Origin of the sequence: Streptomyces sp. NPDC093109, from assembly GCF_040701725.1 — a bacterium.
In the GTDB taxonomy this organism is placed as follows: Bacteria; Actinomycetota; Actinomycetes; order Streptomycetales; family Streptomycetaceae; genus Streptomyces.
On sequence record NZ_JBFBEZ010000015.1, the window covers coordinates 147,139 to 172,809 of the forward strand.

At 71.3% G+C, this 25,671-nt stretch carries 26 protein-coding genes; 17 read left to right on the forward strand and 9 right to left on the reverse strand.

The genetic code is table 11. The features are described 5' to 3' along the window. Nucleotides 1-33 precede the first annotated feature (33 nt). From AB0389_RS17015 to AB0389_RS17040, 6 genes are all read left to right on the forward strand, one after another. Nucleotides 34-1,611, forward strand: coding sequence for a GMC oxidoreductase (locus AB0389_RS17015; protein WP_366396179.1), 1,578 nt, complete (start codon nt 34-36; stop codon nt 1,609-1,611). Next, entirely contained in the window at nt 1,608-2,819 is a 1,212-nt protein-coding gene (locus AB0389_RS17020; RefSeq protein ID WP_366396180.1) for a betaine/proline/choline family ABC transporter ATP-binding protein, read from the forward strand. The genes AB0389_RS17015 and AB0389_RS17020 overlap by 4 nt, the downstream gene beginning before the upstream one ends. Then, complete coding sequence (locus AB0389_RS17025) at nt 2,816-4,798, forward strand: ABC transporter permease subunit (RefSeq protein WP_366396181.1); 1,983 nt, start codon at nt 2,816-2,818, stop codon at nt 4,796-4,798. The genes AB0389_RS17020 and AB0389_RS17025 overlap by 4 nt, the downstream gene beginning before the upstream one ends. A 1-nt stretch (nt 4,799) precedes the next feature. Next, nucleotides 4,800-5,765: a glycine betaine ABC transporter substrate-binding protein gene (locus AB0389_RS17030; protein ID WP_366396182.1), complete on the forward strand. Its 966-nt coding sequence runs from the start codon at nt 4,800-4,802 to the stop codon at nt 5,763-5,765. A 74-nt stretch (nt 5,766-5,839) separates the two neighbouring features. Next, nucleotides 5,840-6,367 carry a VOC family protein gene (locus AB0389_RS17035; protein WP_366396183.1) on the forward strand — a complete coding sequence of 176 codons (528 nt, stop codon included), beginning with the start codon at nt 5,840-5,842 and terminating at the stop codon, nt 6,365-6,367. A gap of 302 nt (nt 6,368-6,669) precedes the next feature. Continuing rightward, nucleotides 6,670-7,482, forward strand: coding sequence for a GNAT family N-acetyltransferase (locus AB0389_RS17040; protein WP_366396184.1), 813 nt, complete (start codon nt 6,670-6,672; stop codon nt 7,480-7,482). Nucleotide 7,483: 1 nt separating this feature from the next. On the opposite strand, the gene AB0389_RS17045 is transcribed toward AB0389_RS17040, so the two are convergent. Then, nucleotides 7,484-8,782, reverse strand: coding sequence for an asparagine synthase-related protein (locus AB0389_RS17045; RefSeq protein WP_366396185.1), 1,299 nt, complete (start codon nt 8,780-8,782; stop codon nt 7,484-7,486). A gap of 11 nt (nt 8,783-8,793) precedes the next feature. Further along, nucleotides 8,794-8,931, reverse strand: a complete 138-nt coding sequence (locus AB0389_RS17050; RefSeq protein ID WP_366396186.1) for a hypothetical protein — start codon at nt 8,929-8,931, stop codon at nt 8,794-8,796. Between the two features lie 197 nt (nt 8,932-9,128). On the opposite strand from AB0389_RS17050, the gene AB0389_RS17055 reads away from it, so the two are divergent. Beyond that, nucleotides 9,129-9,890, forward strand: coding sequence for a GntR family transcriptional regulator (locus AB0389_RS17055; protein ID WP_366396187.1), 762 nt, complete (start codon nt 9,129-9,131; stop codon nt 9,888-9,890). A gap of 564 nt (nt 9,891-10,454) precedes the next feature. Here AB0389_RS17055 and AB0389_RS17060 read toward each other — a convergent pair. Together AB0389_RS17060 and AB0389_RS17065 are read right to left on the reverse strand one after the other, a co-directional pair. Then, nucleotides 10,455-10,652, reverse strand: a complete 198-nt coding sequence (locus AB0389_RS17060) for a DUF397 domain-containing protein (protein WP_366396188.1) — start codon at nt 10,650-10,652, stop codon at nt 10,455-10,457. A 4-nt stretch (nt 10,653-10,656) separates the two neighbouring features. Further along, nucleotides 10,657-11,538, reverse strand: coding sequence for a helix-turn-helix transcriptional regulator (locus AB0389_RS17065; RefSeq protein WP_366396189.1), 882 nt, complete (start codon nt 11,536-11,538; stop codon nt 10,657-10,659). A gap of 266 nt (nt 11,539-11,804) precedes the next feature. Here AB0389_RS17065 and AB0389_RS17070 point away from each other — a divergent pair, with 266 nt between their 5' ends. From AB0389_RS17070 to AB0389_RS17095, 6 genes are all read left to right on the forward strand, one after another. Beyond that, the gene (locus tag AB0389_RS17070) at nt 11,805-12,260 is read left to right on the forward strand and encodes an ATP-binding protein (protein WP_366396190.1); all 456 of its coding nucleotides are present in this window, start codon (nt 11,805-11,807) and stop codon (nt 12,258-12,260) included. An 8-nt stretch (nt 12,261-12,268) separates the two neighbouring features. After that, nucleotides 12,269-12,511, forward strand: coding sequence for a hypothetical protein (locus AB0389_RS17075; RefSeq protein WP_366396191.1), 243 nt, complete (start codon nt 12,269-12,271; stop codon nt 12,509-12,511). 446 nt (nt 12,512-12,957) lie between these two features. Further along, nucleotides 12,958-13,359 carry a hypothetical protein gene (locus AB0389_RS17080; RefSeq protein WP_366396192.1) on the forward strand — a complete coding sequence of 134 codons (402 nt, stop codon included), beginning with the start codon at nt 12,958-12,960 and terminating at the stop codon, nt 13,357-13,359. Nucleotides 13,360-13,584: 225 nt separating this feature from the next. After that, complete coding sequence (locus tag AB0389_RS17085) at nt 13,585-14,325, forward strand: ATP-binding cassette domain-containing protein (RefSeq protein ID WP_366396193.1); 741 nt, start codon at nt 13,585-13,587, stop codon at nt 14,323-14,325. Next, on the forward strand, nt 14,322-15,632 hold the full coding sequence (locus AB0389_RS17090) for a hypothetical protein (RefSeq protein WP_366396194.1): 1,311 nt from the start codon (nt 14,322-14,324) through the stop codon (nt 15,630-15,632). The genes AB0389_RS17085 and AB0389_RS17090 overlap by 4 nt, the downstream gene beginning before the upstream one ends. Next, nucleotides 15,629-16,237: a hypothetical protein gene (locus tag AB0389_RS17095; RefSeq protein ID WP_366396195.1), complete on the forward strand. Its 609-nt coding sequence runs from the start codon at nt 15,629-15,631 to the stop codon at nt 16,235-16,237. The genes AB0389_RS17090 and AB0389_RS17095 overlap by 4 nt, the downstream gene beginning before the upstream one ends. Before the next feature lie 269 nt (nt 16,238-16,506). On the opposite strand, the gene AB0389_RS17100 is transcribed toward AB0389_RS17095, so the two are convergent. Beyond that, nucleotides 16,507-16,995 carry a carboxymuconolactone decarboxylase family protein gene (locus AB0389_RS17100; protein ID WP_366396196.1) on the reverse strand — a complete coding sequence of 163 codons (489 nt, stop codon included), beginning with the start codon at nt 16,993-16,995 and terminating at the stop codon, nt 16,507-16,509. 47 nt (nt 16,996-17,042) lie between these two features. Between AB0389_RS17100 and AB0389_RS17105 the strand changes: the two genes are divergently transcribed. Continuing rightward, nucleotides 17,043-18,575 carry a PLP-dependent aminotransferase family protein gene (locus tag AB0389_RS17105; RefSeq protein WP_366396197.1) on the forward strand — a complete coding sequence of 511 codons (1,533 nt, stop codon included), beginning with the start codon at nt 17,043-17,045 and terminating at the stop codon, nt 18,573-18,575. A 109-nt stretch (nt 18,576-18,684) separates the two neighbouring features. Continuing rightward, entirely contained in the window at nt 18,685-19,074 is a 390-nt protein-coding gene (locus AB0389_RS17110) for a VOC family protein (protein WP_366396198.1), read from the forward strand. Nucleotides 19,075-19,108: 34 nt separating this feature from the next. On the opposite strand, the gene AB0389_RS17115 is transcribed toward AB0389_RS17110, so the two are convergent. Further along, complete coding sequence (locus AB0389_RS17115) at nt 19,109-19,930, reverse strand: hypothetical protein (RefSeq protein WP_366396199.1); 822 nt, start codon at nt 19,928-19,930, stop codon at nt 19,109-19,111. Nucleotides 19,931-20,068: 138 nt separating this feature from the next. Continuing rightward, nucleotides 20,069-21,277 carry an ornithine--oxo-acid transaminase gene (gene rocD, locus AB0389_RS17120; RefSeq protein WP_366396217.1) on the reverse strand — a complete coding sequence of 403 codons (1,209 nt, stop codon included), beginning with the start codon at nt 21,275-21,277 and terminating at the stop codon, nt 20,069-20,071. A 247-nt stretch (nt 21,278-21,524) separates the two neighbouring features. Between rocD and trpS the strand changes: the two genes are divergently transcribed. Beyond that, entirely contained in the window at nt 21,525-22,538 is a 1,014-nt protein-coding gene (gene trpS / locus AB0389_RS17125) for a tryptophan--tRNA ligase (RefSeq protein WP_366396200.1), read from the forward strand. 89 nt (nt 22,539-22,627) lie between these two features. Next, nucleotides 22,628-23,215, forward strand: coding sequence for a 2'-5' RNA ligase family protein (locus AB0389_RS17130; RefSeq protein WP_366396201.1), 588 nt, complete (start codon nt 22,628-22,630; stop codon nt 23,213-23,215). A 68-nt stretch (nt 23,216-23,283) separates the two neighbouring features. Here the strand turns inward: AB0389_RS17130 and AB0389_RS17135 are convergent, their stop codons facing one another. Beyond that, complete coding sequence (locus AB0389_RS17135) at nt 23,284-24,060, reverse strand: decaprenylphospho-beta-D-erythro-pentofuranosid-2-ulose 2-reductase (RefSeq protein ID WP_366396218.1); 777 nt, start codon at nt 24,058-24,060, stop codon at nt 23,284-23,286. Nucleotides 24,061-24,116: 56 nt separating this feature from the next. Then, complete coding sequence (locus AB0389_RS17140) at nt 24,117-25,571, reverse strand: FAD-binding oxidoreductase (RefSeq protein ID WP_366396202.1); 1,455 nt, start codon at nt 25,569-25,571, stop codon at nt 24,117-24,119. Nucleotides 25,572-25,671 lie beyond the last annotated feature (100 nt).

The following is a 25,671-nucleotide window of genomic DNA, read 5'->3' on the forward strand; positions in this document are numbered from 1 at the left end:
ACCGCACACCTTCAGCGAAGGAGCAGGAGACCCATGGGATCCACGGTCGAGTACGAGTACGACTACGTCGTCGTCGGGGGCGGCACAGCGGGCTCGGTGATCGCCTCCCGGCTCACCGAGAATCCGGACCTCGACGTCGCCGTCATCGAGGGCGGCCCCTCCGACGTCGGCCGCGACGACGTGCTGACGCTGCGGCGCTGGATGGGGCTGCTCGGCGGTGAGCTGGACTACGACTATCCGACCACCGAGCAGCCGCGCGGCAATTCGCACATCCGGCACAGCCGGGCCCGGGTGCTCGGCGGCTGCTCCTCGCACAACACCCTCATCGCGTTCAAGCCACTGCCGTCCGACTGGGACGAATGGTCGGCGGCCGGCGCCGAGGGCTGGGACGCGGGCGCGATGGACCCGTACTTCGACCGGCTGCGGAACAACGTCGTCCCGGTCGACGAGCGCGACCGCAACGCCATCGCCCGCGACTTCGTCGACGCGGCGCTGCGCGCGCTGGACGTCCCGCGCGTCGAGGGCTTCAACCGGGAGCCCTTCCACGAGGGCGCCGGCTTCTTCGATCTCGCCTACCACCCGGAGAACAACAAGCGCTCCTCCGCCTCCGTCGCCTACCTCCACCCCTTCCTCGACCGCCCCAACCTCCACCTTCTGCTGGAGACGTGGGCGTACCGGCTGGATTTCGACGGCACGCCGGACACGCGCCCGCGCGCCACCGGGGTACGCGTACGGTCGGCAGACGGCACCGAGACGCTGGTCCGCGCGCGCCGCGAGGTGATCGTCTGCGCGGGCGCCATCGACACGCCGCGCCTGCTGCTGCACTCGGGGATCGGCCCGCGCGCCGATCTGGAGAAGCTCGGCATCCCGGTCGTCCACGACCTGCCCGGCGTCGGCGAGAACCTGCTCGACCACCCCGAGTCGGTGATCGTGTGGGAGACGGACGGGCCGATACCGGAGAACTCGGCGATGGACTCCGACGCGGGTCTCTTCGTACGGCGCGACCCGGCAGCCGACGGGCCCGACCTGATGTTCCACTTCTACCAGATCCCGTTCACGGACAATCCGGAGCGGCTGGGGTACGAACGCCCCGCGCACGGCGTGTCCATGACCCCGAACATCCCCAAGCCGCGCAGCCGTGGCCGGCTCTTCCTGACGAGCGCGGACCCCGAGGTCAAACCGGCCCTGGATTTCCGCTACTTCACCGACGAGGACGACTACGACGGCCGTACCCTCGTGGACGGCATCCGTATCGCGCGCCGGGTCGCGGCGGCCGAGCCGCTGGCGCACTGGCTGAAACGGGAGGTCGCCCCGGGGCCCGAGGTCACCTCCGACGAGGAACTGAGCGAGTACGCCCGTAAGTGCGCGCACACCGTCTACCACCCGGCGGGCACCTGCCGGATGGGCGCGGAGACCGACGAACAGGCCGTCGTGGGGCCCGATCTGCGGATCCGGGGGCTGGACTCGATCCGTATCGCGGACGCCTCCGTCTTCCCGACGATGCCCGCGGTCAACCCCATGATCGGGGTCCTGATGGTGGGCGAGAAGTGCGCGGAGCTGCTGACCGGTGGGACCGGCGAGACCGGCGACGACGAGGGGCTGAACCGATGACCGAGAACAGCGTGAGCGGCGGAAGCAAAGGCGTGGCGGATACGGGTGGGAGTCCCGCCCCCGATGAAGTCGCCGAAGTCGCCGAAGTCCCAGAAGTCCCAGAAGCCCCCGAAGTCGCCGAACGACCACCGGTCTTCGCCGTCCGCGGCCTGTGGAAGGTCTTCGGCCCCAAGGCCGACGCCGTCCCCCACGACCCCGCCCTCACCGCCCTCGACCCCGTCGAACTGCGGGCCCGCACCGGCTGCACCGCCGCCGTACGGGACGTCTCCTTCGACGTCCGCAAGGGCGAGGTCTTCGTCGTCATGGGCCTGTCGGGCTCCGGCAAGTCCACGCTCGTACGATGTCTCACCCGGCTCATCGAGCCGACCTCCGGCGCCATCGCCATGGACGGTGAGGACGTCCTGTCGATGGACAGGACGCGCCTGCGCGAACTGCGCCGCCACCGCGCCGCCATGGTCTTCCAGCACTTCGGCCTGCTGCCGCACCGCTCGGTGCTCGACAACGTCGCGTACGGCCTGGAGATCCAGGGCATGGGCCGCGCCGAACGCCGGGCGAAGGCAGCCGAGGTCGTCGGCAAGGTCGGCCTCGAAGGGCTGGAGGACCGCAGGCCCGGCCAGCTCTCCGGCGGCCAGCAGCAGCGCGTGGGGCTGGCGCGTGCGCTCGCCGTGGATCCTCAAGTCCTGCTGTTCGACGAGCCGTTCAGCGCGCTGGACCCGCTGATCCGCCGCGACATGCAGGAGGAGGTCATCCGGCTGCACCGCGAGGAGCGGCGCACGATGGTCTTCATCACGCACGACCTGACCGAGGCGCTGCGCCTCGGCGACCGGATCGCGCTGATGCGTGACGGCCGCGTCGTGCAGCTCGGCACCCCGGAGGAGATCGTCGGCCGGCCCGCCGACGCGTACGTACGGGACTTCGTCCGTGACGTGCCGCGCGAGCAGGTCATCACGGTGGGCAGCGCCATGCGCGCCGCCGGGCCGGGCGACGGCGACGCGGGCCCGGAGCTGGCGCCGACCGCGACCGTCTCCGAGGCGATCGAGGCGGTCGCGCGCTCCGGTGACGCGGCGGCCCGCGTGGTCGACGGCCGGGGGAGCCTCCTGGGCGTCGTCGACCGGGAGCGGCTGCTCGGTGTGGTGGCGGGGACGGCGGAGCTGGGAACGGCGGGGGCGGGAACGGCGGAGCTGGGAACGGCGGGGGTCGTGCGATGACCTCCGCATCCCCGGCCACGGCCACAGCCGCCACCCCGTTCCCGGCGGGCCTGCTGACGAACCGTACGGTCGTCCTCGGCAAGCTGCTGCCGTTCGCCGTCTTCGCCGCCGTCCTCGTCCCCCTCGCGCTCACCCGCTGGTCGGGATCGACCGCCTGGCCCGACGCGCTCACCGTCGATCTGTCGGGTCCGCTCGGCCGCACCAGCGACTGGATCATCGACAACCGCGACCACCACCCCCTCTTCCTCTATTTCTTCGGGCACATCAGCAACGCCGTCGTGCTCTCCGTACGCGGCGTCTACCTGCTGCTGCTTGCCATCGGCTGGGCCGGCGTGACAGCGGGCGCGGGGCTGATCGCGTGGCGGGTCGCGGGCGTGCGGCTCGCCGTCACCGCGGCCGTCGCGTTCGCCGTGTGCGGCGGGCTCGGCATGTGGGTGCCGACCATGCAGACGCTCGCGCTGATGGTCGTGGCCGTCACCGCGTCCGTGGTGCTCGGCGCGCTGCTCGGCCTCGCCGCCGGGCTCTCCGACCGGCTTTACCGCATGACGCGCCCGCTGCTCGACACGATGCAGGTGCTGCCCGCGTTCGCGTATCTGCTGCCCGTCGTGCTGATCTTCGGCATCGGCGTCCCGGCGGCCGTCCTCGCGACCGTCGTGTACGCGGCCCCGCCGATGGCGCGCCTCACCGCGCTCGGGCTGCGCGAGGCCGACGGCGGGGTGATGGAGGCCGTGTCCTCGCTCGGCGCGACGGCGAAGCAGCGGCTGCTGACGGCCCGGCTGCCGCTCGCCCGGCCGCGGCTGCTCCTCGGCCTCAACCAGACGATCATGATGGCGCTCTCCATGGCCGTGATCGCGTCCGTGATCGGCGCCGCAGGGCTGGGCGACCGGGTCTACCAGGCGCTGGCCTCGGTCGATGTCGGCGCGGCGCTCGCGGCGGGGCTGCCGATCGTACTGCTGGCGGTGGTACTGGACCGTACGACAGCGGCGGCGGGCGCGGGTACACGCACCGAGAGTCGTGGCGTTGACATCATCCGCGGCGGCCGACGCGGCTGGGCCGTGGTCGCGCTGGGAGTCTTCCTGGTGGCCGTCGCAGGTCGGCTGGCGGGCCGCCTGGAATGGCCCGCGGGCGGTACGGTGCCGATCGCCGAGCCGGTGAACCGTGTCGTCGACTGGATGACCGACCACCTCTACTCCGGCGTCCCGGTCGTCGGCGGCACCGCCGACTGGGCCGGCCACTTCACCACCTGGATCCTCGACCCGCTGCGCGGCGGCCTCCAGGCGCTGCCCTGGTGGGTCCTGCTGCTGGTGGTCGCGGCGCTCGCGCTGCTCATCGGTACGTGGCGGACCGCGCTGACCGCCGTGCTCGCCCTGGCCGCGATCGGTGTCCTCGGTGTGTGGAAGCCGTCGCTGGACACGCTGTCGCAGGTCCTGGCCGCCGTCGCCGTCACACTCGTCATCGGCTTCGCGGCGGGGATCGCGGCGGCGCGCAGCGCGCGGGTGGAGGCGCTGCTCAGGCCGGTGCTGGATGTGTTCCAGACGCTCCCGCAGTTCGTCTATCTGATCCCGGTCGTCGCGCTCTTCGGCGTGGGCCGCGCCCCGGCGGTCGCCGCCGCCGTCGTCTACGCGCTGCCTGCCGTCGTACGGATCACCACTCAGGGGCTGCGGCAGGTCGACCCGGCCGCGCTGGAGTCGGCGCGCTCCCTCGGGGCGACCGGTGTCCAGCAGCTGCGCCAGGTCCAACTACCCCTCGCCGGACCGGCGTTGCGGCTCGCGCTCAACCAGGGCGTCGTCCTCGTACTGGCCGTTGTGATCATCGGCGGGCTGGTCGGCGGCGGGGCGCTGGGCTACGACGTGGTGTACGGGCTGGCGCAGGGCGACCTGGCGACCGGGCTGGTCGCGGGCGCGGCCATCGTCTGCCTCGGGCTGATGCTCGACCGGGTGACCCAGCCGGCCGAACGCGTACGACGGAAGGGAGCCTGACATGCGTACGTACCCGAAACTGGCCGCCGCCCTCGTCTCGGCGGGCGCGCTGCTCGCCGTCACGGGCTGCGGCGCGGCCGACATGACCAAGCAGGCGTCCCCGTACGCCAACGCGGGCGGCGCGAAGACCGTCACCCTCTCCGTACAGTCCTGGGTCGGCGCGCAGGCCAACGTCGCGGTCGCGGCGTATCTGCTGGAACACGAGCTGGGCTACCGCGTCGACACCGTCCAGGTCGACGAGGTCCCCGCGTGGGACGCGCTCAGCCAGGGCCGGGTCGACGCCATCCTGGAGGACTGGGGCCACCCGGACCAGGAGCAGCGCTACGTCAAGGACAAGAAGACGATCGCGCCCGGCGGCGACCTCGGGGTGACGGGCCACATCGGCTGGTACGTCCCGACGTACTTCGCCAAGGAACACCCGGATGTCACCGACTGGCGCAACCTCAACAAGTACGCCGGGCAGATGCGCACACCGGAGAGCGGCGGAAAGGGCCAACTGCTGGACGGCTCACCGTCGTACGTCACGAACGACAAGGCGCTCGTGACCAACCTGGACCTCGACTACCAGGTCGTCTTCTCGGGCTCGGAGGCGGCGCAGATCACCCAGATCAAGCAGTTCGCCAAGGAGCGCAAGCCCTTCCTCACGTACTGGTACACCCCGCAGTGGCTGTTCCAGAAGGTCCCCATGACCGAGGTGAAACTCCCCGCCTACAAGGAGGGCTGCGACGCCGACCCGGAGAAGGTCGCCTGCGCGTATCCGCACACTCCGCTCCAGAAGTACCTGAACGCGGACTTCGCGAAGAGCGGTGGCGGCGCGGCGACGCTGCTGAAGAACTTCCACTGGACGACGGAGGACCAGAACGAGGTCGCCCTGCTGATCGCGGACCAGAAGCTGTCGCCGGAGAAGGCGGCGGAGAAGTGGGTGAAGGCGCACGGGCCGACGTGGGAGAAGTGGCTGGGGAAGTGAGGCGCCGGACCGGGGAGAGCTGATAAAGTTTTAAGGTTCAAGCAATCATCTCCGGTCGGATCAAAGGTGTCGCCATGGCCATCAACCGCATGAACCACGCAGTCCTGTACGTGCGCGATGTCGAGCGCAGCGCCGCCTTCTACCGCGACGTGCTGGACTTCCGCGAGGTGATGTCCATGGCGGGCCGGGCGGTCTTCCTCCAGGCCCCCGGCTCCACCAACGACCACGACCTGGGCCTGTTCGCCTTGGGCGACCAGGCCGGCGACAGCCCCGCCGGGCGCACCACGGTGGGGCTGTACCACCTGGCCTGGGAGGTCGAGACCCTCTCCGACCTGGAGGAGTACCGGGCCAGACTCGCCGGGGCGGGCGCCCTGGTCGGCGCGAGCGACCACGGCACCACGAAGAGCCTGTACGCGCACGACCCGGACGGCCTGGAGTTCGAGGTCGCCTGGATCATCCCGGCACACCTCCTCGACGACGAGGCCCGCGCGGCCCGGAGCCGCATAGAGCCCCTGGACCTCGACCGCGAGATCCGCCGGTACGGAGCGGACACGCGCGGCGGCGTGGGCGTTTCCATTCCGGCGCCGGGCGTTACGTCGTAGTCGCCTTCGGCATACGGCGACGGTGTCGGGGCACTCGGGAGACGTGGGCCTGGGCGGACCGTTCAGCAGGTGGCCGCGGCGGAGAAGGTGTTCTCCGGCCGGTACGGCATCGCTCTCGACCGTGGCCGGGAGCGGTCCTACCTCCGCCTCGTGGGGTGTCGGGGTGCTGGTGTGGAACGTTCGGGACGGGCAGGCTTGTCCACGGGGGGCGATGGCGTGAGGAGGCACTGTCTGTGGGGAGTTTGACGGGCCCGGCGATCGAGTTGCCGGTCCGCCGGTACGAGGCCGGGGACCGGGCCGCGGTGCTCGCTCTGGTCAATGCCGACCGGATCGAAGGGCAGCCGGCGACGACATCGTCGATGCTGGCCGAGGCATTGGCCGGGCGCTCGCCGGTCGACTCCGGCTGGTGGGCCGGACTCGACGCTCCGGTTACCGACGTCGTTCACGACGTCGCCGGGACGGTGCTGGGAGTTGTCTCCTGTGCGGTGCGGCGATCGGACGACACCGGGTTCATCCTGTGGATGCATGGCCGAGAGACCCCGGCCGTGGTTGGTGCCCTGATCGACCACGCGCTCGCCACGATGGGCCGAAAGCGGACGGTGTCGGCGTTCGAGTTCGCCTCAGCCCTCTCGCTGGGCCTGGAAGGTCTGCCCGCCGGCCACCGGCCCGCGACCCGGCGGGCCCTTGAGGCGGCGGGTTTCTCGGGCCGGAACCTGTGGCGCTATATGCATGCCGGGCTGCCGATCGTCGGCCTGCCGCATGCCTCCCACTATGAGGTGCGCGACTGCGAGGATCCGCCGGGCAAGTGCCTGGAGGTCCGCGAGGACGGTGAACTGCTCGCCGAGGCGACCATCGGCCGGCCGGTGGCCGGGATCGGCGTGCTGTGGTGGATCAGCGTGGCCCCGGCGGCGCGTGGCCGCGGTCTGGGTCCGGCCCTGCTCGGGTCCGGCTTGGACCTGTTGCAGGGCCTGGGTGCTCGCGAGGTGATCCTGTTCGTCGACGACGATGCCCCGGCCGACGATCCGGAGCGGAGCCGGGCGGCGGCCAACCGGATGTATGACCGCGCCGGCCTGGCCGAGGTCGACCGGCTGTTCTCCTTCAGCCGCCGCCCCTGAATCAGCGGACGTCGGCGTCGTGCCGCAGAGCCCCGATGAGCCAGTGTTCGAGCGCGGCGACCACCAGCAGCACCGCCGGATCACGCTCGGCGGTGAGCGCGTCCGCGTCGATCAGCCCGGCCGCGACGCAGACCGGAGCCGTCTGCCCGGTGGCGGACTGGCCGGCCAGTGCGGTGGTGAAGTACTGCTTGCGCCGCGGCAGCGCCGCAAGCGCGTATGGGGGCAGCAGCCGGACGACCTGGGCCTTGCAGCGCAGGTAGGCGCTCGGCAGCCGCGGGTGGTAGCGATCGCCGACCGGCATGGCGAGGGCCGCGGAGAGGAAGGGCTCGGCCAGGAACGGCGAGGACTCGGGCAGGATTCCGGCTGACGCGATCGCCTCCCTGGGAAAAAGGGCGTCGTGCGCGTCCGCCTCGGCCCAGGTCCGGCCGGCGGCCGCGTGCCCGGCAACCTGCTCGTCCACCCAGCTGCGAGCCCAGTCGGTCGCGTACTGGCGGAACGGCTCGGCCAGGACCGCGGGCGCGACCGGGTCGGCCCAGGCAGGCCAGTTCGCCGCCCAGTAGGCCCGGGCCCGGGCACGACGGGGCAGCAGACGCGCGGCCAGCGCGGCGACTTCGCCGGGCAGCCCCGGCCCGGAGGAGGCGACATCGGCCGCATAGCGCAGAGCGGCCGTCGGCCCGCGCCGCCGGACAACGGCGGCGGTGGCGAAACGAGGGACGCCGAGGAGCTCATCGGCGCCGTCGCCCGATAACAGCACCTGGGCGCCGAGTTCGGCCGCCCGCGCCGATGCGGCAGCGTTGATCTCCGGCAGCGCGTCCAGCCGGGGACCGGCCGCCGACCAGACGGGCTCGGCCCGGTCGACGGCCGGGTCGAGTACCACCAGCTCGGCGGGCAGGCTGAGGGCGGCGAGGAGTCGGCGCACGACCTCGGCGGCGCCGACGCCCGTGTCGTCGACCAAGTCGGTGGTCAGGGCGATCACGCGGCGGCCGGCGGCGACGTGGAGAGCGTGGACGAGGACGGCCAGGGAGTCCAGACCGCCGGAGACCAGCACGCCGATCGTCTCGGCGCCCTCGGTTTGCTGGGCGACTGCGGTGGTGAAGGCGTCGGGCAGGGAGCCTGGCTCGGCTGGCGGCGGAGTGAAGGGGACACGGTGGATGCCTCGCCAGGGTGCGGCGGGCGCGAACTCGCCCAGCATGGCCGGCGGAGCCAGCAGCAGGGCGAGTGCGGACAGATCGACGACGGGAACGGGGCCGGACAGAGCCAGCGGATCCGCTGACCGTGTGCCGGCCCCGTCCTCGAACACGGGTTGGAGCATCACCGGCGGCGAAGCCCCGTCAGCCCGCGGAACAGGCCCTTGGCGAACTCCCGGGCGCCCAGCTGTGCGTCACCGGACGGCAGACCCTTGCTGCCCTTGCCGTGCTGCCCGTCGCCGGGCGTGGACTTGGTGGACACGAACCCTCCCCTGAACGTCGCACGGCCCCGATCGGACCGCGCTGTGCATTTCCTGCCCGGAGACCCCGGGACAAGCGGCCTCATGACCCTGACAGGTCATTAGTCCTAGGACTATCTTCACGGGGGCGGGTGAGCGTGTCAATAGGGCTAGGAGTAAGTTGTCCGGCAACAGCCCAGGGACGTCGAGGAGGGCGCTGATGAACGACCCCGCCTACCGGCAGGTCGCCGCCGACCTTCGGGCGGCCATTGAGCGGGGGCGGTATCCCCAGGGAACCGCACTGCCGAAGATCACCGACATCGCGGCCGACGCCGGCATCGCCAAGCAGACCGCCCGTGAGGCCGTCGCCGAACTGGAGGCCGAGGGCCTGGTGGAGGTGATCCGCCGCCGGGGAACCATCGTCCGCATCCGCCAGGTCAAACGCAGACTCACCCGGGCCCGGCAAGTTTTCCGCGACGAGCGCGGCTACTACTTTGACCCAACCGCCCAGCCCTGGATCGCGCTGGAGGCGCCTGCCATCGGCTGGGAGCCGGCCCCGCGCGACGTGGCCGCAGTCCTCGGCGCCGGGCCGGAAGAGGAAGTGCTGGTGCGCGACCGGATCATGGGCGACCCTCAGACGCGGCGGCCGCTCCAGTTGGCGACCAGCTTCCTGCCAGCCGCGCTCGCCCGCGGGAGCCGCCTCGCCGAGAAAGACACCGGCCCGGGCGGCATCTACGACCTCCTGGAAGCCATGGGCCGCGGGCCATTGGTCTGGGAAGAATCGGTCGGCGCCCGCATGCCGACCCCGACCGAGGCCGTCCGGCTGGCCCTGCCCAAAGGCGTCCCGCTGCTGCGGATCATGCGGACGACGACCAGCCCCGACGGACAGGTACTGGAGGTCAATGACACCCGAATGTCGGCCGACGAATTCGAGATCGGATACTCCGTCACCCGGCACCCCTCCGCCGAACCGCCCAGGTAGCTGCGGAAACAGGCCGCCTGTCGTGTCCCGGCTATGTTCCGCGTGGGTGCCTCCCTCTTCTCGCAGAGGGGGGAAGCGCCCGGTGCCAGAACGGACTCAGGCACTGGGGCTTCAGCTTGACGCCGCAGCAGACTGCACCCGCTGCGCACGCGCCATCGACGAACCCCCTACGCGCCTTCTCCCAGGGAGTACCACCGCGAGACAGTGTCCGGGGTCTGAGCCTCGGCGTACGGAGTTGGATGGCTCCGGTGAGATTTCGTAGCCGCAGATCATCCCGGGACGAGGGGCGGCCGATCCTTGTAGCGGCGCCAGAGGTGGCGATCAGTACGATTCGTGCGGTCGGCGGTGTTCGTGTTGGCAGGGGCTGATTCCTGGTTGCGTACGGTGTTCTCCGTCGCGGTAATCAAGTCGTATAGCCGCCAACTACCCTTCCATATGAGCAACTTGGGAGTGGCGATGCGCCATCAAGGGTTCAATCGCGTTCGCCCGTCCAGCCTTCCCTCTCATCCACTCAGCAGGAGCGACCTCGTGTCGCACTCGCAGGACTTCCTCACGAGTGGCAACTCAGAGTCCTTGTGCGTCCGCCGGTGCGCCTACCGCTTCGCGGAAGGTGGTCCAGGTGGTGGGGGTGAGGTGGAGTATGGGGCCGGTGGGGTGTTTGGAGTCGCGTATGGCGACGGTGTCGGGGGCGTTGGTGGCGACCTCGACGCATTCGCCGCCCGCCGCGCTGTAGGAGGACTTCACGAAGGTGAAGGGGGGCACTGTCCTAGCTCTCCTTGATGATGCGTCGGATGAGCGACCGGGAGTCGGTCTGCGCGAGTGCCTGCCGCGCGGCGCGGTCGAAAATGTTCACGTGGTGCGCGGTGTCGCGCTCGCTCTCCAGCCACACGATAGATGAGCGCACATCAAGGTTGACCACGTCCATCGCGCCGGATTCGGCAAAGGACATGACGCTGAACGCGCCTGACATGCCCGCGTGCGCGCCGGCCGCATAAGGCAGGACCTGGAGCTGCACATTGGGGCGTTCCGTCAGCGTCAGCAGATGTTCGAGCTGGGCCCGCATCGCGTCGCGGCCGCCGACCTCCTGGTGCAGGACGCCCTCGGCGACGATGGCCCAGATCTGGATGGGCCGGTCGTCGGTGAGCCGTTCCTGGCGGGCGACGCGGGTCTCGACGTAGCGCTCGATCTCGTCCGGGTCTTCCCAGAGCCCCGCTCCCACGTGCAGGGCGCGCGCGTAGTCCGGTGTCTGGAAGAGCCCGGGGATCACCGTGACTTGGAGGGTGCGAACCCGTACGGCCACGTCTTCGAGGGCGACGTACTCCACCTGTGCGAGCAACTCCGGGTACTGGTCCCACCATCCGCGGGCCCGGCGGCGTTCCCGGTCGGTCTTGGCGAGGTTCAGCAGACCCCGCACGAGCGCGGGGTCCGTCACGCCGTAGAACTCGCAGAGCGCCTTGATATCCGGGTCCCTGACCGGTACCCAGCCCCGCTCGATCTTGACGATCTTCGTCGCCGTCGCGCTGAGTTCATCGGCGGCAGCTGCTTGTGTCCTGCCCGACGCGTCGCGCAACCGCAGGAGTTCGCCGCCCAACTTGCGGCCGAGGACAGTCGATGTCCCTCCCAGCGCAGAAGCCTGTCTCGGTGCCACGCGGCCCCACCTCCCTGTGTCGCTCAGTGTGCAAGAGAGTACGTGCGGCAACCAAGTGAGCGGATTCCAGGAACATATTCTTGAGCGTGACTTGAATCACGACGACCTTCGACGCTACCTTCGGTGACGAACCGCTCACACGGCGGCGCCGATCGGTGGAAGTGCACCGCCCTGCCCTGCCTCAGCCGCAGCGGCCCCCGCGGTACTGCCACCGCCGACCGCGCCCCGTACGGGCAACAACCCACCGCACAAGGAGGTGCGCGTCCATGACCGCAGCCCAAGGGGCCTCCGGGCCGCAGGAGTTCGCCGAGGCGGCGTCGGTCGTCCTCCATGAGGACTGTCTGAGCTACGCCCCCGTCACCGGCAGCGTCACGCTCGCGCGGCGGCGGGCCGGGGAGGTGGTCGCGGAGTGGGGGAGGCCCGAACTCGCCTGGTCGGCCGCCCTGTTGGTCAGCGAGCTGGCCACCAACGCGCTGCTGCACGGCTGTCTGCGCGGGCGGCTCTTCCTGGTGCGCGTCACCCTTCGTACGGACGTCCTGCGGATCGAGGTCAGTGACGCACGTGGTGAGCGGCTGCCGGTTCCGCGCGTTGCGGACGACCGGGACTGCTTCGGCCGGGGGCTGGCCATCGTCGCGGGGCTGGCCGACCGGTGGGGTGTTGAGCCCCGTACGGTCGGGAAGACGGTGTTCGCCGAGATCGACCTCAAGCCGCCGACGCGGTGACCGCCGTCATGGACGAGCGGACCTTCTGGGGCGTGGTCGCCCTGGCCGTCAGCTTCACCGTGCTGGTGCTCGGCGTGCTCTACGCGGCGGCCGGGGCGCGAGCGGGTGAGGACGAGCCGCCGCCGCCCCTGTGGGTGGAGTCGGAGGAGACGTACTCCTATACCTGTTACTGCCACCGCGACCCCGTGCACATCACCGTCCGCACCCGCCAGATCCCCCGCATATTCGGTCGCGGACGCTGGCTGCCGTAGCGCCGCGCCGGACGCGTGCCGCCGTGTTCGCCGAGTCCCCGGACCGGCGGGGTGGCTGAGGTCCGGAGTGCTTCGAGCTTTCCAGGGGGTGAGCGGGCCGGAGAGGTGGAAGGGGCAGGTTGCTGGTGGCTTCGGAATCGCTGGTGGTGAGTTCGTCGGGGCCGTCACGGTCGGTGGGTCGGGTCAACCAACGAGCCCTGAGGGCTGGCCACTTGAGGGGAATTCCGTTTGTAAAGAGTGTTTGACGCGGTTGGTGGGGCGTGAGAGTTTTGAGGCCGTGGCCGCCGGACCAGCAGTACCTGGTCAGCGGTCATCGCTATGGCGCCGGCACGGCCTGACCAGCTCTCTGTCTGGCCCGTCAAGGCCGGTTGCCGTGTTTGAAGGGCTTCCGCGACAGCGGGAGCTTGTCTTTGTGTCTTCCGAAGGCACATGGGGAGGGGAACACCATGAAGCGTTTTGGGAAGAAGAGCGGCATAGCCGCTGCCTCGGTCAGTGCGGCCTTGCTGGGTGGGCTCGTCGCGGCGGCTCCGGCCTGGGCGGCCACCCCGAGCGGCTGCCCCGAGCCGAGCGTCAGTCTCACCAACTCGTCGTCCGGCTACCTGACGGGCAAGGGCACGGCTTCGTGCTCCAAAACTGTCAGCGGCACGCTGTACATCGAGATCAAGTGGGACAAGAACCTGCTGCCCGACCCGCTGACCGCGAAGAACAGCCAGACCGGTTCGCGCAGCTCCTGGAGCACCACGGTCGGCACGTGCGACAACGGTAACCGGCGCAGCTACTACGCCCGTAGCTACTGGTCCGGCGGTAAGTACCACGACACCACGCCGCGGCACATCACCGCTTGCTGATCGAGCGTTGAACACCCGGCGCCACCACGCCACAGCGTGGTGGCGCCGGTCCGGGTGCCTTCCCGCGAGCATCGGCGGGGAGGCACCCGGTCTGCCGACGGTATGCACAACGCTCAGTCATGATGCGGCAGTCGGCGTCAGGCTGGGGAAAGGGATACGAGCATGGCTACAGCGCAAGTCGAGGGACTGGTGCAACGGCGAGGCCGCCGCACTGTTCTCCACGGCGTGAGTTTCACTCTGGGCAGCGGAGTCACCGGGCTACTGGGACCCAACGGGGCGGGGAAGACCACCCTCCTCGAAACGCTGGTCACTCTGCTCCCACCGGCTGATGGCCGTGTCGCCGTCCTCGGGGAAGAGCTGGGCAGCAGGGCGGGCCGCAAAGAGGTGCGCAGGCGGATCGGATTCCTGCCACAGCGGTTCGGTTACCACCCGGGTTTCACCGTATCGGAGTTCCTCACGTACGTGGCCTGGACCAAGGGCATGGAGCAGGCGCGGGCACGGCAGGCCGTCGAGGACGCGACCAAACTCGTGGATCTCGACGAGCGCGCGGGAACCCGTATGCGCAAGCTGTCCGGCGGAATGCTCCAGCGGGCAGGCATTGCCGCCGCCCTGGTTCACCGCCCCGAGCTGCTTGTCCTCGACGAGCCGACAGTCGGCCTCGACCCCCGGCAGCGGGCGGAGTTCCGCAGTCTCATCAGGCGGCTGGCCGACACGACACCGGTGTTACTGAGCACACATCTGACCGATGATGTCTCCGCAATGTGTGGATCGGTTCTCGTTCTGGCGGAAGGGAACATCGCTTTCCAGGGGACGCCGCAGAGGCTCGTGGACACCGGCAGGGCTGACGACTTGGGCGACAACGATCTGGAACGCGGCTACAACGCAATCCTGTACCGGGACCGGGACACAGCACCTCGTCATTCTTCCGCAGGCGACCCGCTCGCGTCCGGGGAGGGCGAGTCGTGAGGCAGGCTCTGGACTTCCTTCGTGGTGTCAGACTTGAGTTCTCCGGCTGGGGGCAGATCTGGGCCGTGCCCCTGCTGATCTTCATCGAAGTCTGGAACGCCTTCGGCAATTTGGTCCCAGGAGTCGGCTTCTGGCCCGCCACGGTGCACGCTCTGATCCTGGCCGGCATTCTCGGCAGTTGCGGTATGGCCGGTCTGGCCGCCTGGGCGGGATCAAGAGAACGACGGCTGTCCCTGATACCGCTGCGAGGCATGGCCGGCATCCCTGCGTGGTGGATTCCGGCGGCACAGCTCTTCGCCCTGTGGTTGTGGAGCATCGTCCTGTACGGCGTTGTGGCGCTGGCCGCGGGCGTCCGCACTCTCTTCCTGGACCCCAGCGGTCACTTCAGTGTCAGCGGTCTGGCTGTGGGGTGCCTGGGGATCCTGGTATGGACGACCGTCGGATACGCCATCGGCCGGGCATGGCCGAGCCGCTTCGCTCCCCCCATCGCCGCCGTTCTGCCCTACGGCTTCTACGTCCTGAGCTATGACTGGTCCGGCATCGCATACCTGATGTCGCCGTTCCTCGACGAACTCGTCGACCCGTATGTCGTCCCCGGGGCCGGTGTCTATGCCGCGCAGGCGACGTGGCTCGCCGGGTTGATTCTCGTCGTGGCCTGCGTCGCGCTGCTCGGGACGGCGGGGCGCAAGACACTCGCGGTGGTGCTGGTGCCGGCCGTCGCTGTCGCGGGGGTCGGCATCGTCCTGCTCGGCGGACACGGCGGACGGCTCCAGGCGCCCGTCGGTGAGCGGACCGACACGGCGACCCTCGCCACCTCCTGCACCTCAGGGGGAACGCCCGTCGTATGCGTTCACCCGGCGTACCGATCCGCCCTTCCTGAGCTGCAACAGCACTTCGGTGGGCCGATACGGCAGCGTCTGGAGGAGACTCCGGCACGTTTCGACCGGCTCGTGCAACGCAGCTACGGGCAGACAGGGGAGCCGCGGTCCGTGTACATCACCTCGCTGCGGCCCGGATGGCAGGATGAGACCTTTGGAGACTTCATCGCCTACCTGCTCGACCCGGAGAGCTGTATTCAAGCCGATCAACAGAACGAGGCACTTTCGCGCATCGCCCAGCAGTGGATCGCCCAGGGCGAAACCTCGGCAGCGTCGATTCCTGGGTTCGCCGCGCCGACTGACGCGATGAAGCGAGCCGAGCGCTTCTTCAACCAGGCGTCCGACGAGGAGGCGAGCCGATGGCTGGGAAGCAAGTGGACGAAGTTTTCCCAGTGCGGGCTCGGCGCGGCAGACTTCCAGAAGTCATGAGGACGATGCTGCTTTTCTGCCGCAGCCGGAGGATGTTCACGGCGTCCGGACTGCTGATGCTGCTCACCGCGGTCGGCGGTCTCACCAGTGGCAACCTGGTCAGGGTCGGCCAAGGGACGGCCCAGAGCATCCCTGCGGCCCTGCTTCTCCTGCCCGCCGCGGCCGGAGCGCTGGTGGCCTCATCGGCTCACAGTCCGATGTACATCTGGGACCGCTTGGACACGGGGCGAATCCCGCGAGCCCGGTTCGCCCAGGCCGCGCTGCTCACCGTGGTGGCCGCGGTGGGCGCACTCATCGCGCTCCCGGACGAGATCCTGGACAGCCGGGGCGACGTGGCGGCTGCACGGAACGTCGTCGCCCTGTGCGGCATCGGTCTGCTGACCTGTGCCGTGACGGGGGTGGCGACAGCCTGGCTGCCGCCTCTGTTGCTCGCGGGGCTCGCGTTGACACTCGGGGTCGAGCCGGCTGCCGCATGGCTGTGGACATGGCTCCTCGCTCCGAACCACGACCTTGCCGCGGGCGTTGTCGCCGCACTGCTCTGGGCCTCGGGAGCCGGGGTCTTCTCGTTGGTCGGAGACCGGGTCCTGCGAGGACAGGCCGCGTGACGGCTGTCATGAGGTCCGCTTCGAGGCCGTAGCCGCCCAAGTGGGGGATCTCGAAGAAGTACGCTTCTGGCACCCCTGGGCTTCGGTCACTCCGGCGCCCCCTCGTAGGGGAGTTCACCCATCATCCGGGCCGCTGCTTGGTAGGGCGCCACGAACGTAACTCCCCATACCCACGGTCCGCATAGGGCGCACGGTCGTACAGGATCCAGTCGTACCGAATGCACGCAGAAACCAAGCCCGTCCAGCCGGTGCCGCCCAAGAAGTAGAAGTCAGTGCTTGAAGGCGCCGGCCTCGTAGGCGCCCGGGACCATGCGGGTGGTCACGGCGAAGCGGTTCCAGACGTTGATGACGTTGATCGAGGCGATCAGGTGGGCCAGTTCGGTCTCGTCGAAGACCTTCGCGGCCCGCTCGTAGACCTCGTCCGGGACGAAGCCGTCCGTCAGGACGGTGACCGCCTCGGTCAGTTCGATGGCCGCGATCTCGCGCGCCGTGTAGAAGTGCCGGGATTCCTCCCAGGCGCTGAGCTGCACGATGCGCTGTACGGTCTCGCCCGCCGCCAGGGCGTCCTTCGTGTGCATGTCGAGGCAGTACGCGCAGTGGTTGAGCTGCGAGGCGCGGATCTTGACCAGTTCGAGCAGGACCGGATCGACGCCCTCACGGGCCGCCCGGTCGAGCTGGACCATCGCCTTGTAGACCGCGGGGGAGGACTTCGTCCACTCCAGGCGGGGGGTGTGCGGAGCTGCGTATTCGTTCGTCATACGTACGACGCTACGCCGTCAGTGGCGCAGGGGTATGGTCCACTTCCGTGACGGAATCCTGGGCCAATACGTGCGTCGGCGGGGTCGATCTCCATCTGGATCTGAGGGGCGGCCCGGGGGCGCGCTCCGGGCTGCGGGCCAGGCTCATGGACGCGCTGCGCGAGGCCGTGCGCGGCGGGCGGCTCGCGCCCGGGACGCGGCTGCCGTCGTCCCGTAGCCTCGCCGTCGATCTGGGCGTGGCCCGCAACACCGTTGCCGACGCGTACGGCGCGCTCGTCGCCGAGGGGTGGCTCACCGCGCGCCAGGGCTCCGGGACGCGGGTCGCCGCGCGGGCCGTGCCGGCGCGGCCCGCGCCCCGGCGGGGTACGGGAGGGGCGCCCGCGAGCGCCGCCGCGCCGCATCCGGCCACCGCCGACCGGCCCGCGTACAGCCTGCTGCCCGGCTCGCCGGATCTCTCCGCGTTCCCGCGCGCGGCGTGGGTCAGGGCCACCCGCCGTGCGCTGACCGTCGCGCCGTACGACGCCTTCGGGTGCGCGTACGACGAGACGCGCGGCCGGATCGAGCTGCGCACCGCCCTGTCCGGGTATCTCGCGCGGACGCGCGGCGTGGACGCCTCGCCGGAGCGGATCGTGGTCTGCTCCGGCACGGCCCACGGGCTGATGCTGCTGGGGAAGGTGCTCAGGGCGCGCCGGGTGCGGGCGGTGGCCGTCGACGCGTACGGGATGCCCGTGCACCGCGACCTGCTCGCCGCGGCCGGACTGCGCACGCCCGCTCTGCCGCTCGACGCGCGCGGCAGCCGTACGGAGGAGCTGGCGGGGACGGCAATGGCGGCGGGGCCGGCAGCGGCGTCGGGGCCGGCGGCCGGCGTCGGGGCCGTACTGCTCACGCCCGCCCACCAGTTCCCCACCGGCGGCGCCCTCCACCCCGAGCGGCGCGCCGCCGCGGTCGACTGGGCGCGCGCGGCCGGCGGGCTGATCCTGGAGGACGACTACGACGGGGAGTTCCGGTACGACGGGCAGTCCGTCGGCGCCCTCCAGGGGCTCGACCCCGAGCGGGTGGTGTTCATGGGCACGGCGAGCAAGTCGCTGGCGCCCGGCCTCCGGCTCGCGTGGATGGTGCTGCCGCGGGAGCTGGTGACGGAGGTGGCGGCGGCGAAGGGGCAGGCGGACTGGGCGTCGAGCACCCTGGAGCAGCTGACGCTGGCGGAGTTCATCACCTCGGGCGCGTACGACCGCCAGATCCGCGCCATGCGCGGGCACTACCGGCGCCGCCGCGACCAACTGGTCGAAGCGCTCGCGGAGTTGGCCCCGGACATCCGCGTCACCGGCATCGCGGCCGGACTGCACGCCGTCGTCCGGCTCCCGCCGGGCACCGAGCGGCCGACGCTCGCGGCGGCCCGGCGGCAGGGGCTCCGGCTGGAGGGACTGTCCTGGTTCCGGCACCCGGCCGCTCCGGCCGCTCCGGCCGCCACGGCCGACCCGTCGGCGTCGTACGACGCGCTGGTGGTGGGGTACGGGACGCCGCCCGACAGCGCGTGGGCGGGCGCGCTGGACACGCTGCGGCGCGTCCTTCCGACATGACAGCGGGCGCCGGTCCGTTCTAGGCTCGCGGGTAAGGCATCGCGTGTCGGTCACCGGTCGGGTGAGGCATGGAGGTGCCCGTGAGACTGCCTTACGGAGGCAATCCACTGTGTCTGTTCAGCTGAATCACACGATCGTCCACTCCCGGGACAACCGGGAATCCGCAGAGTTCCTGGCGCACATCATGGACCTCGAAGTCGGCCGGGAAGCGGGCCCGTTCGTCCCCGTCGAGCTCAGCAACGGCGTCACTCTCGACTACGCGACCATCCCGGCCGAGTCGATCACCATGCAGCACTACGCCTTCCTGGTCACCGAGGCGGAGTTCGACGGGATCTTCCGGCGGATCCAGGACGCCGGGCTCGACTTCTGGGCCGACCCGCACCAGAGGCACCCCGGCGAGATCAACCACAACGACGGCGGACGCGGCGTCTACTTCCTCGACCCGTCCGGCCACGCGCTGGAGGCGATCACCCGGCCGTACGGCGGTTTCGTCAGCTAGCCGACCCCTGCCGGGGGCATTCCTCAACGTGTCGTTACGGGGTGTCCTCGGCCACCGGCGGCTCGCCGAAGCGGGCCAGGGCCAGCGCCCCGGCCACCGCGACCGCGAAGCCGGCCACCGCCAGCCACTCCAGGCCGCCGCGCGTACGGTCGCCCAGCCAGACCACGCCGACCAGCGCCGGGCCGATCGTCTCGCCGAGGACCATGCCCGCCGTCGCCGTCGTGACCGAGCCGCGCTGGAGCGCCGACGTCAGCAGCAGGAACGCCGCGCCGCCGCCCAGCAGCAGTGCGTAGACGGCGGGGTTGGCCGGGTCCGGCGCGTCGATCAGCCGGACCGAGACCTCCACCACCCCGAAGCCGAACCCGGCGCCCAGGCCCAGCACCAGCGCGCGCGGCCGGTCGGGGAGGCGGCCCGCGACCGTACCGGCCAGCAGGACCGCGCCCGCCACCGCCAGCATCACCCAGCCCAGCGCCGCCGACCCCGCGCCGTGCCCCTCCGCCCCCGACGCCAGCCCCAGCAGCGCGAGCCCCCCGCACACCACCGCCACCGCGCCCCACTCGGCCCGGCTGAGCCGCACCCCCAGCAGCCGAGCCGCCACCACCGCAGTCACCGCGAGACTCGCCGCCAGCGCCGCGCCCACCGCGTAGATCGGCAGCGAGCGCAGCGCGACGATCTGGAGGACGAACCCCACCCCGTCCAGCCCCAGCCCGGCCGCGTACCGCCACTGGCGCAGCGCCCGCAGCAGCAGCGCCGGATCCACCCCGGAGCCCGTCCCGGGCTCGGCGGCGCGCGCGGCGACGGCCTGGAGGACGGAGGCGGTGCCGAAGCAGACCGCGGAGCCGAGTGCGCAAATCATCCCAAGAAGCACAGGGGGACTGTAGGCCCTGTCCCGTCGGCGCGGGGTCGGCGGGCAGCCGTCCGTGGGCAGCTGTCTGTGGGGGGCCGTCTCGGGCCGGCCGCCGGGCGGGCAGCCGCCGGGCCCGGCAGCGCCCCCTCAGCCCGCCAGTACCGCCCGCAGCTGCTCCAGACCCCAGTCCAGGTCCTCCCTCCCGATCACCAGCGGCGGCGCGATCCGAATCGTCGGGCCATGCGTGTCCTTCACCAGCACGCCCCGCTCCATCAGACGCTCCGAGACCTCCCGGCCCGTGCCGCGCTCCGGCGCGATGTCGACGCCCGCCCACAGGCCGCGCCCGCGCACCTCCACGACGGCGCCCGTCTCCCGGAGCCGGCCCAGCTCGTGGTGCAGATGGTCGCCCAGCTCCGCGGCCCGTCGCTGGAACTCGCCCGTCCGCAGCATGGCAAGCACCTCCAAGGCCACCGCGCAGGCGAGCGGGTTTCCGCCGAAGGTCGAGCCGTGCTCGCCCGGCCGGAACACGCCGAGTACGGCGGCCGAGGAGACCACCGCCGAGACCGGCACCACCCCGCCGCCCAGCGCCTTCCCGAGGACGTACATGTCCGGTACGACGCCCTCGTGCGCGCAGGCGAACGTCTTCCCCGTCCGGCCGAGGCCCGACTGGATCTCGTCCGCGACGAAGAGCACGTTCCGCTCCCGCGTCAGCCGCCGCACCCCGGCCAGATAGCCGGCCGGCGGGACCCGCACCCCGGCCTCGCCCTGGATCGGCTCCAGCAGCACCGCCACCGCGTTCTCCGTGAGCGCCGCGTCCATGGCCGTGAGGTCCCCGTACGGGACGATCTCGAAGCCGGGCGTGTACGGGCCGAAGTCCGCCCGTGCCTCCGGGTCCGTCGAGAAGCTGACGATCGTCGTCGTACGGCCGTGGAAGTTGTCCGCCGCGACCACGATCTTCGCCATGCCGTCCGGCACGCCCTTGACCCGGTAGCCCCACTTCCTGGCCGTCTTGACGGCGGTCTCCACCGCCTCCGCGCCCGTGTTCATCGGCAGGACCATCTCCATGCCGCACAGCTCGGCCAGCCGCGCGCAGAACTCGGCGAACCGGTCGTGGTGGAACGCGCGGGAGGTGAGCGTCACCCGGTCCAGCTGGGTCTTCGCCGCGTCGATCAGCCGTCGGTTGCCGTGGCCGAAATTGAGCGCCGAGTACCCGGCGAGCAGATCGAGGAAGCGCCGCCCCTCGATGTCGGTCATCCACGCGCCCTCGGCGGAGGCGACCACGACGGGGAGCGGGTGGTAGTTGTGCGCGCCGTGGGCCTCCACGGAGGCAATGGCGCGCGCGGTCGCGGGCGGCACGGGCGGCACGGGTGGCACGGGCCGCACGGGTGGGGTGGGCTCCACGAGGCTCTCCATGAGCCCTCCGATCGGTTGCGCTCGTACGGGGCCCGTACGGGGCTCATACGGGGACGTATCAGGGAATTTATTACCTTCCTGAGGTGATTCCCCCGTTTCGTGGCGTCGTATCCTCCCCCTGCCGCCGTCGTGCTCCCCGTAGGGGAGCGACGTCACGGACCTGTCGGTCGCACCTGAGAGAATGGTGAACATGGCCTCTGCTCTTCCCCGCGCGCTCTCCGGGATCCAGCCCACCGCAGGCTCGTTCCACCTCGGGAACTACCTCGGTGCGGTGCGCCAGTACGTGGCGCTCCAGGAGACCCACGACGCCTTCTACCCGGTCGTGGACCTGCACGCGATCACCGTTCCGCAGGACCCCGCCCAGCTGCGCGCCAACACGCGGCTCGCCGCGGCGCAGCTGCTCGCCGCCGGTCTCGACCCGCACCGCTGCACGCTGTTCGTGCAGAGCCATGTGCCCGAGCACGCGCAGCTCGGCTGGGTGATGAACTGCATCACGGGCTTCGGCGAGGCGTCCCGGATGACGCAGTTCAAGGACAAGTCGGCCAAGCAGGGCGCGGACCGCGCCACGGTCGGGCTGTTCACGTACCCGATCCTCCAGGTCGCGGACATCCTGCTCTACCAGGCCGACGCAGTCCCGGTCGGCGAGGACCAGCGCCAGCACATCGAGCTGACCCGCGATCTCGCCGAGCGCTTCAACGGCCGCTTCGGCGAGACGTTCACCCTCCCGTCGCCCTACATCGTCAAGGAGGTCGCCAAGATCTACGACCTCCAGGACCCGGCGATCAAGATGAGCAAGTCGGCGTCCTCGCCCAAGGGCCTGATCAACCTGCTGGACGAGCCGAAGGCCACCGCGAAGAAGATCAAGAGCGCGGTCACGGACACCGGCACGGAGATTCGCTTCGACCCCGCGGAGAAGCCCGGCGTCTCCAACCTCCTTACCATCCTCTCCACCCTCTCGGGGACCTCCATCGCCGATCTGGAACGTGGCTACGAGGGCAAGGGCTACGGTGCCCTGAAGACGGACCTGGCCGACGTCATGGTCGACTTCGTCACCCCGTTCAGGGCGCGCACACAGGAGTATCTGGACGACCCGGAGACCCTGGACGCGCTCCTGGCCGAGGGGGCGGAGAAAGCCCGCGCGGTCGCCGCCGAGACGCTCGCCCAGACCTACGAGCGGGTCGGCTTCCTGCCCGCCAAACACTGAGGCCGCCCGGCCCGCCAGGCCGTCAGGCCGCCCGTCCCGACGTACCAGCAAGCCACCCGACCCGACCTACGGACTACTGAGGAGCAGATGTGGGGACCGTAACGCTCGGCGTTTCGATCGCGGTCCCGGAGCCGTACGGCAGCATCGTCCAGGAGCGGCGTGCGGGCTTCGGTGATCCCGCCGCGCACAGCATCCCCACCCATGTCACGCTGCTGCCGCCCACCGAGGTCGACGCGTCGGCCCTGCCCGCGATCGAGGCGCATCTCGCCACGGTCGCCGCGGCGGGCCGGCCGTTCCCGATGCGCCTCTCCGGCACCGGTACGTTCCGGCCGCTCTCGCCGGTCGTCTTCATCCAGGTCGTCGAGGGCACCTCGGCCTGCGCCTGGCTCCAGCAGCGCGTCAGGGACGCGTCGGGGCCGCTCGTGCGCGAGCTGCAGTTCCCGTACCACCCGCACGTGACCGTCGCGCACGGCATCGCGGAGGAGGCGATGGACCGGGCGTACGAGGAGCTGTCCGAGTACGAGGCGCAGTGGAGCTGCACCTCCTTCGCGCTGTACGAGCAGGGCGCGGACCTCGTGTGGCGGAAGCTGCACGAGTACGCGTTCGGGGGCGGCGGGGAGACCTCGTCGCTGCCCTCCCAGTCCACCCCGGCCGACCGGCCCGCCGTGCATCCCTGAGACCCCTGAGGGCCCGGTTCTGCCGGTCCGGGGCCCGGAGCCCCGGACCGGACCGGACCGGACCGGCCTCAGACCGGCAGTCTGCGGAACAGTGGGCGCGGCAGATGCCGCAGCCCCGCCATCACCGCCCGCAGCGCCCCCGGCACCCACACCGTCTCCGCGCGCCGCCGCAGCCCCAGCTCGATGGCCACCGCCACCGCCTCCGGCGTCGTGACGGTGACCGTGACCGGCGCCGTCTCCGGGCGCCCGGCCGTCCGTCGCGTCCGTACGAAACCCGGCCGTACGACCATCACATGCACCCCCGTGCCGTGCATCGCGTCCCCGAGCCCCTGCGCGAACGCGTCGAGGCCCGCCTTGCTCGATCCGTAGATGAAGTCGGCGCGCCGCGCCCGTTCGCCGGCCACCGAGGACAGCACCACCAGCGAGCCGTGCCCCTGCGACTGCAACGCGCCCGCGCACACCAGCCCCGCCGAGACCGCGCCGGTGTAGTTGGTCTGCGCCACCCGCACCGCCGCGAGCGGCTCCGCCTCGTCGTGCGCCTGGTCGCCGAGGATCCCGAAGGCGACGAGCACCAGGTCGATGTCGCCCTCAGCGAAGACCTTCCCGAGCACCTCCTCGTGCGTGCCGGGATCCAGCGCGTCGAACGCGACGGTACGGACGTCCACGCCGGCCGGGCCCAGCGCCCGCAGCCGCTCGGCGGCGGTCTCCAGGGCGGGGGAGGGGCGGCCTGCCAGCCAGACCGTACGGGTGCGGCGGGCGATCAGCCGGCGCGCGGTGGCCAGCCCGATCTCCGACGTCCCGCCGAGGATCAGCAGGGACTGCGGGGTGCCGAAGGCGTCCTTCACGTTCATCGCTCCTTGGGTGGGGGGAAGGGGGCAGTACGGCGTGACGACTACGACGACTACAGGGACAGGCGTCTCGACAGGTCCGACGTGAACACCGACCGCGGATCCCACTCGGCCCGCAGCGCCCGGAAGTCCGCCAGCCGCGGATACATCGCGGCCAGCAGCTCAGGACGGATCCGGGCGTCCTGCGCCAGAGCGACCCGGCCCCCGGCCGCCACGACCTCCTCGTCCAGGCCGTCGAGCAGCGGTCCGAGACCGGCCGGGTCCGCCGGCAGCTCCACGGTGAGCGACCAGCCGGGCGCCGGGAACGACAGCCACCCGGCACCGGCCGTGCCGAAGCGGGTGAGCGCGGCGGGGAAGGCCGGGCCGCCGTGGAGCGCGAGCCGTTCGACGATCCGGCGCAGGGTCTCCTCCCGCCCGTACCCGACGGTGAACCGGTACCGGACGAAGCCGCCGCGCCCGGGCCCCGGCAGCCGGTGCCAGGGCACCGCGTCCCCCGGCGGCCGGCCGAACACCGGGAAGCGCCGCAGCTCACCGGTGCGCAGCCGGGGCGCCGTCCGGTACCAGACCCCGTTGACCAGACCGGCCGCCGCCCGCCCCGGCAGCCCCGGCGGCGGTACGAGCGCGGACAGGCCGTCCCGGCGCCCGGGACGGAAGAGGAGCGGGCGCCGCCTGGCCCGCGCGGGCAGGGCGCTCAGCGGCGCGTGCTCCCCGCGTACGAGGACCGCGCGCCCCAGCTCCGCCCCGCGCGCCAGCGGATCCAGCCAGGCGACCGCGTAGCCGCGCGGGTACTCCGGGGCGCTGTCGCACTCCGGCGCCGCCAGCACGGCGGGAGCCGCCGGGTCCCCCAGCGTCAGCCGCGCGAACAGGTCGTCGAGGTCCGTGGCCCGCTCCGTGTCGACGACCATCAGCGAGGTCGCCACGCGCCGCAGCCGCAGCGTCGCCGACAGGATCACCCCGGTCAGCCCGAGACCGCCCGCCGTCGCGTCGAAGAGCGGGGTGCCCGGCACCGCCGTCCGCCGCTCACCGTCCGCCGTGAGCAGCTCAAGTGCCGATACGTGGGCGGAGAACGACCCCGCCGCCGGATGGTTCGCGCCCTCGGCGTCCGCGCCGATCGCGCCGCCGACCGTCACCCCGTACCCCCCGGACACAGGGGTCACCGGCAGGCACCAGCCCAGCGGCAGCAGCACCTCCAGCAGCCGGCGCAGGCTCAGCCCCGCCTCGCACACCACGACGCCCGCGGTCACGTCGAGCGCGCGGATCCGGTCAAGACCCGTCATGTCGAGGACCGCACCGCCCGCGTTCTGCGCCGCGTCGCCGCAGGTCCGGCCGAGCCCGCGGGCGATGGCGCCGCGCTCCCCGGCGAGGCTGCCCCGGACGGCCGCGGCGACCTCGTCGGGCGAGCGGGGACGCAGCAGCAGGGCGGTCGTGGGTGAGGTGCGCCCCCGGCCGGTGAGGGAGACGACGGAGTCCTCGTCGTAATAGCCGTGCTCGGCGGTGTCGACAGACATGGAGGTGACCGTATCGCCCCTATACCTCAATCTTTGTCATCAATGTCGCCTTTGTTGCTCCGCTTGGATGAACGCGGCGGAACGGGTGAGGCGGCTCACG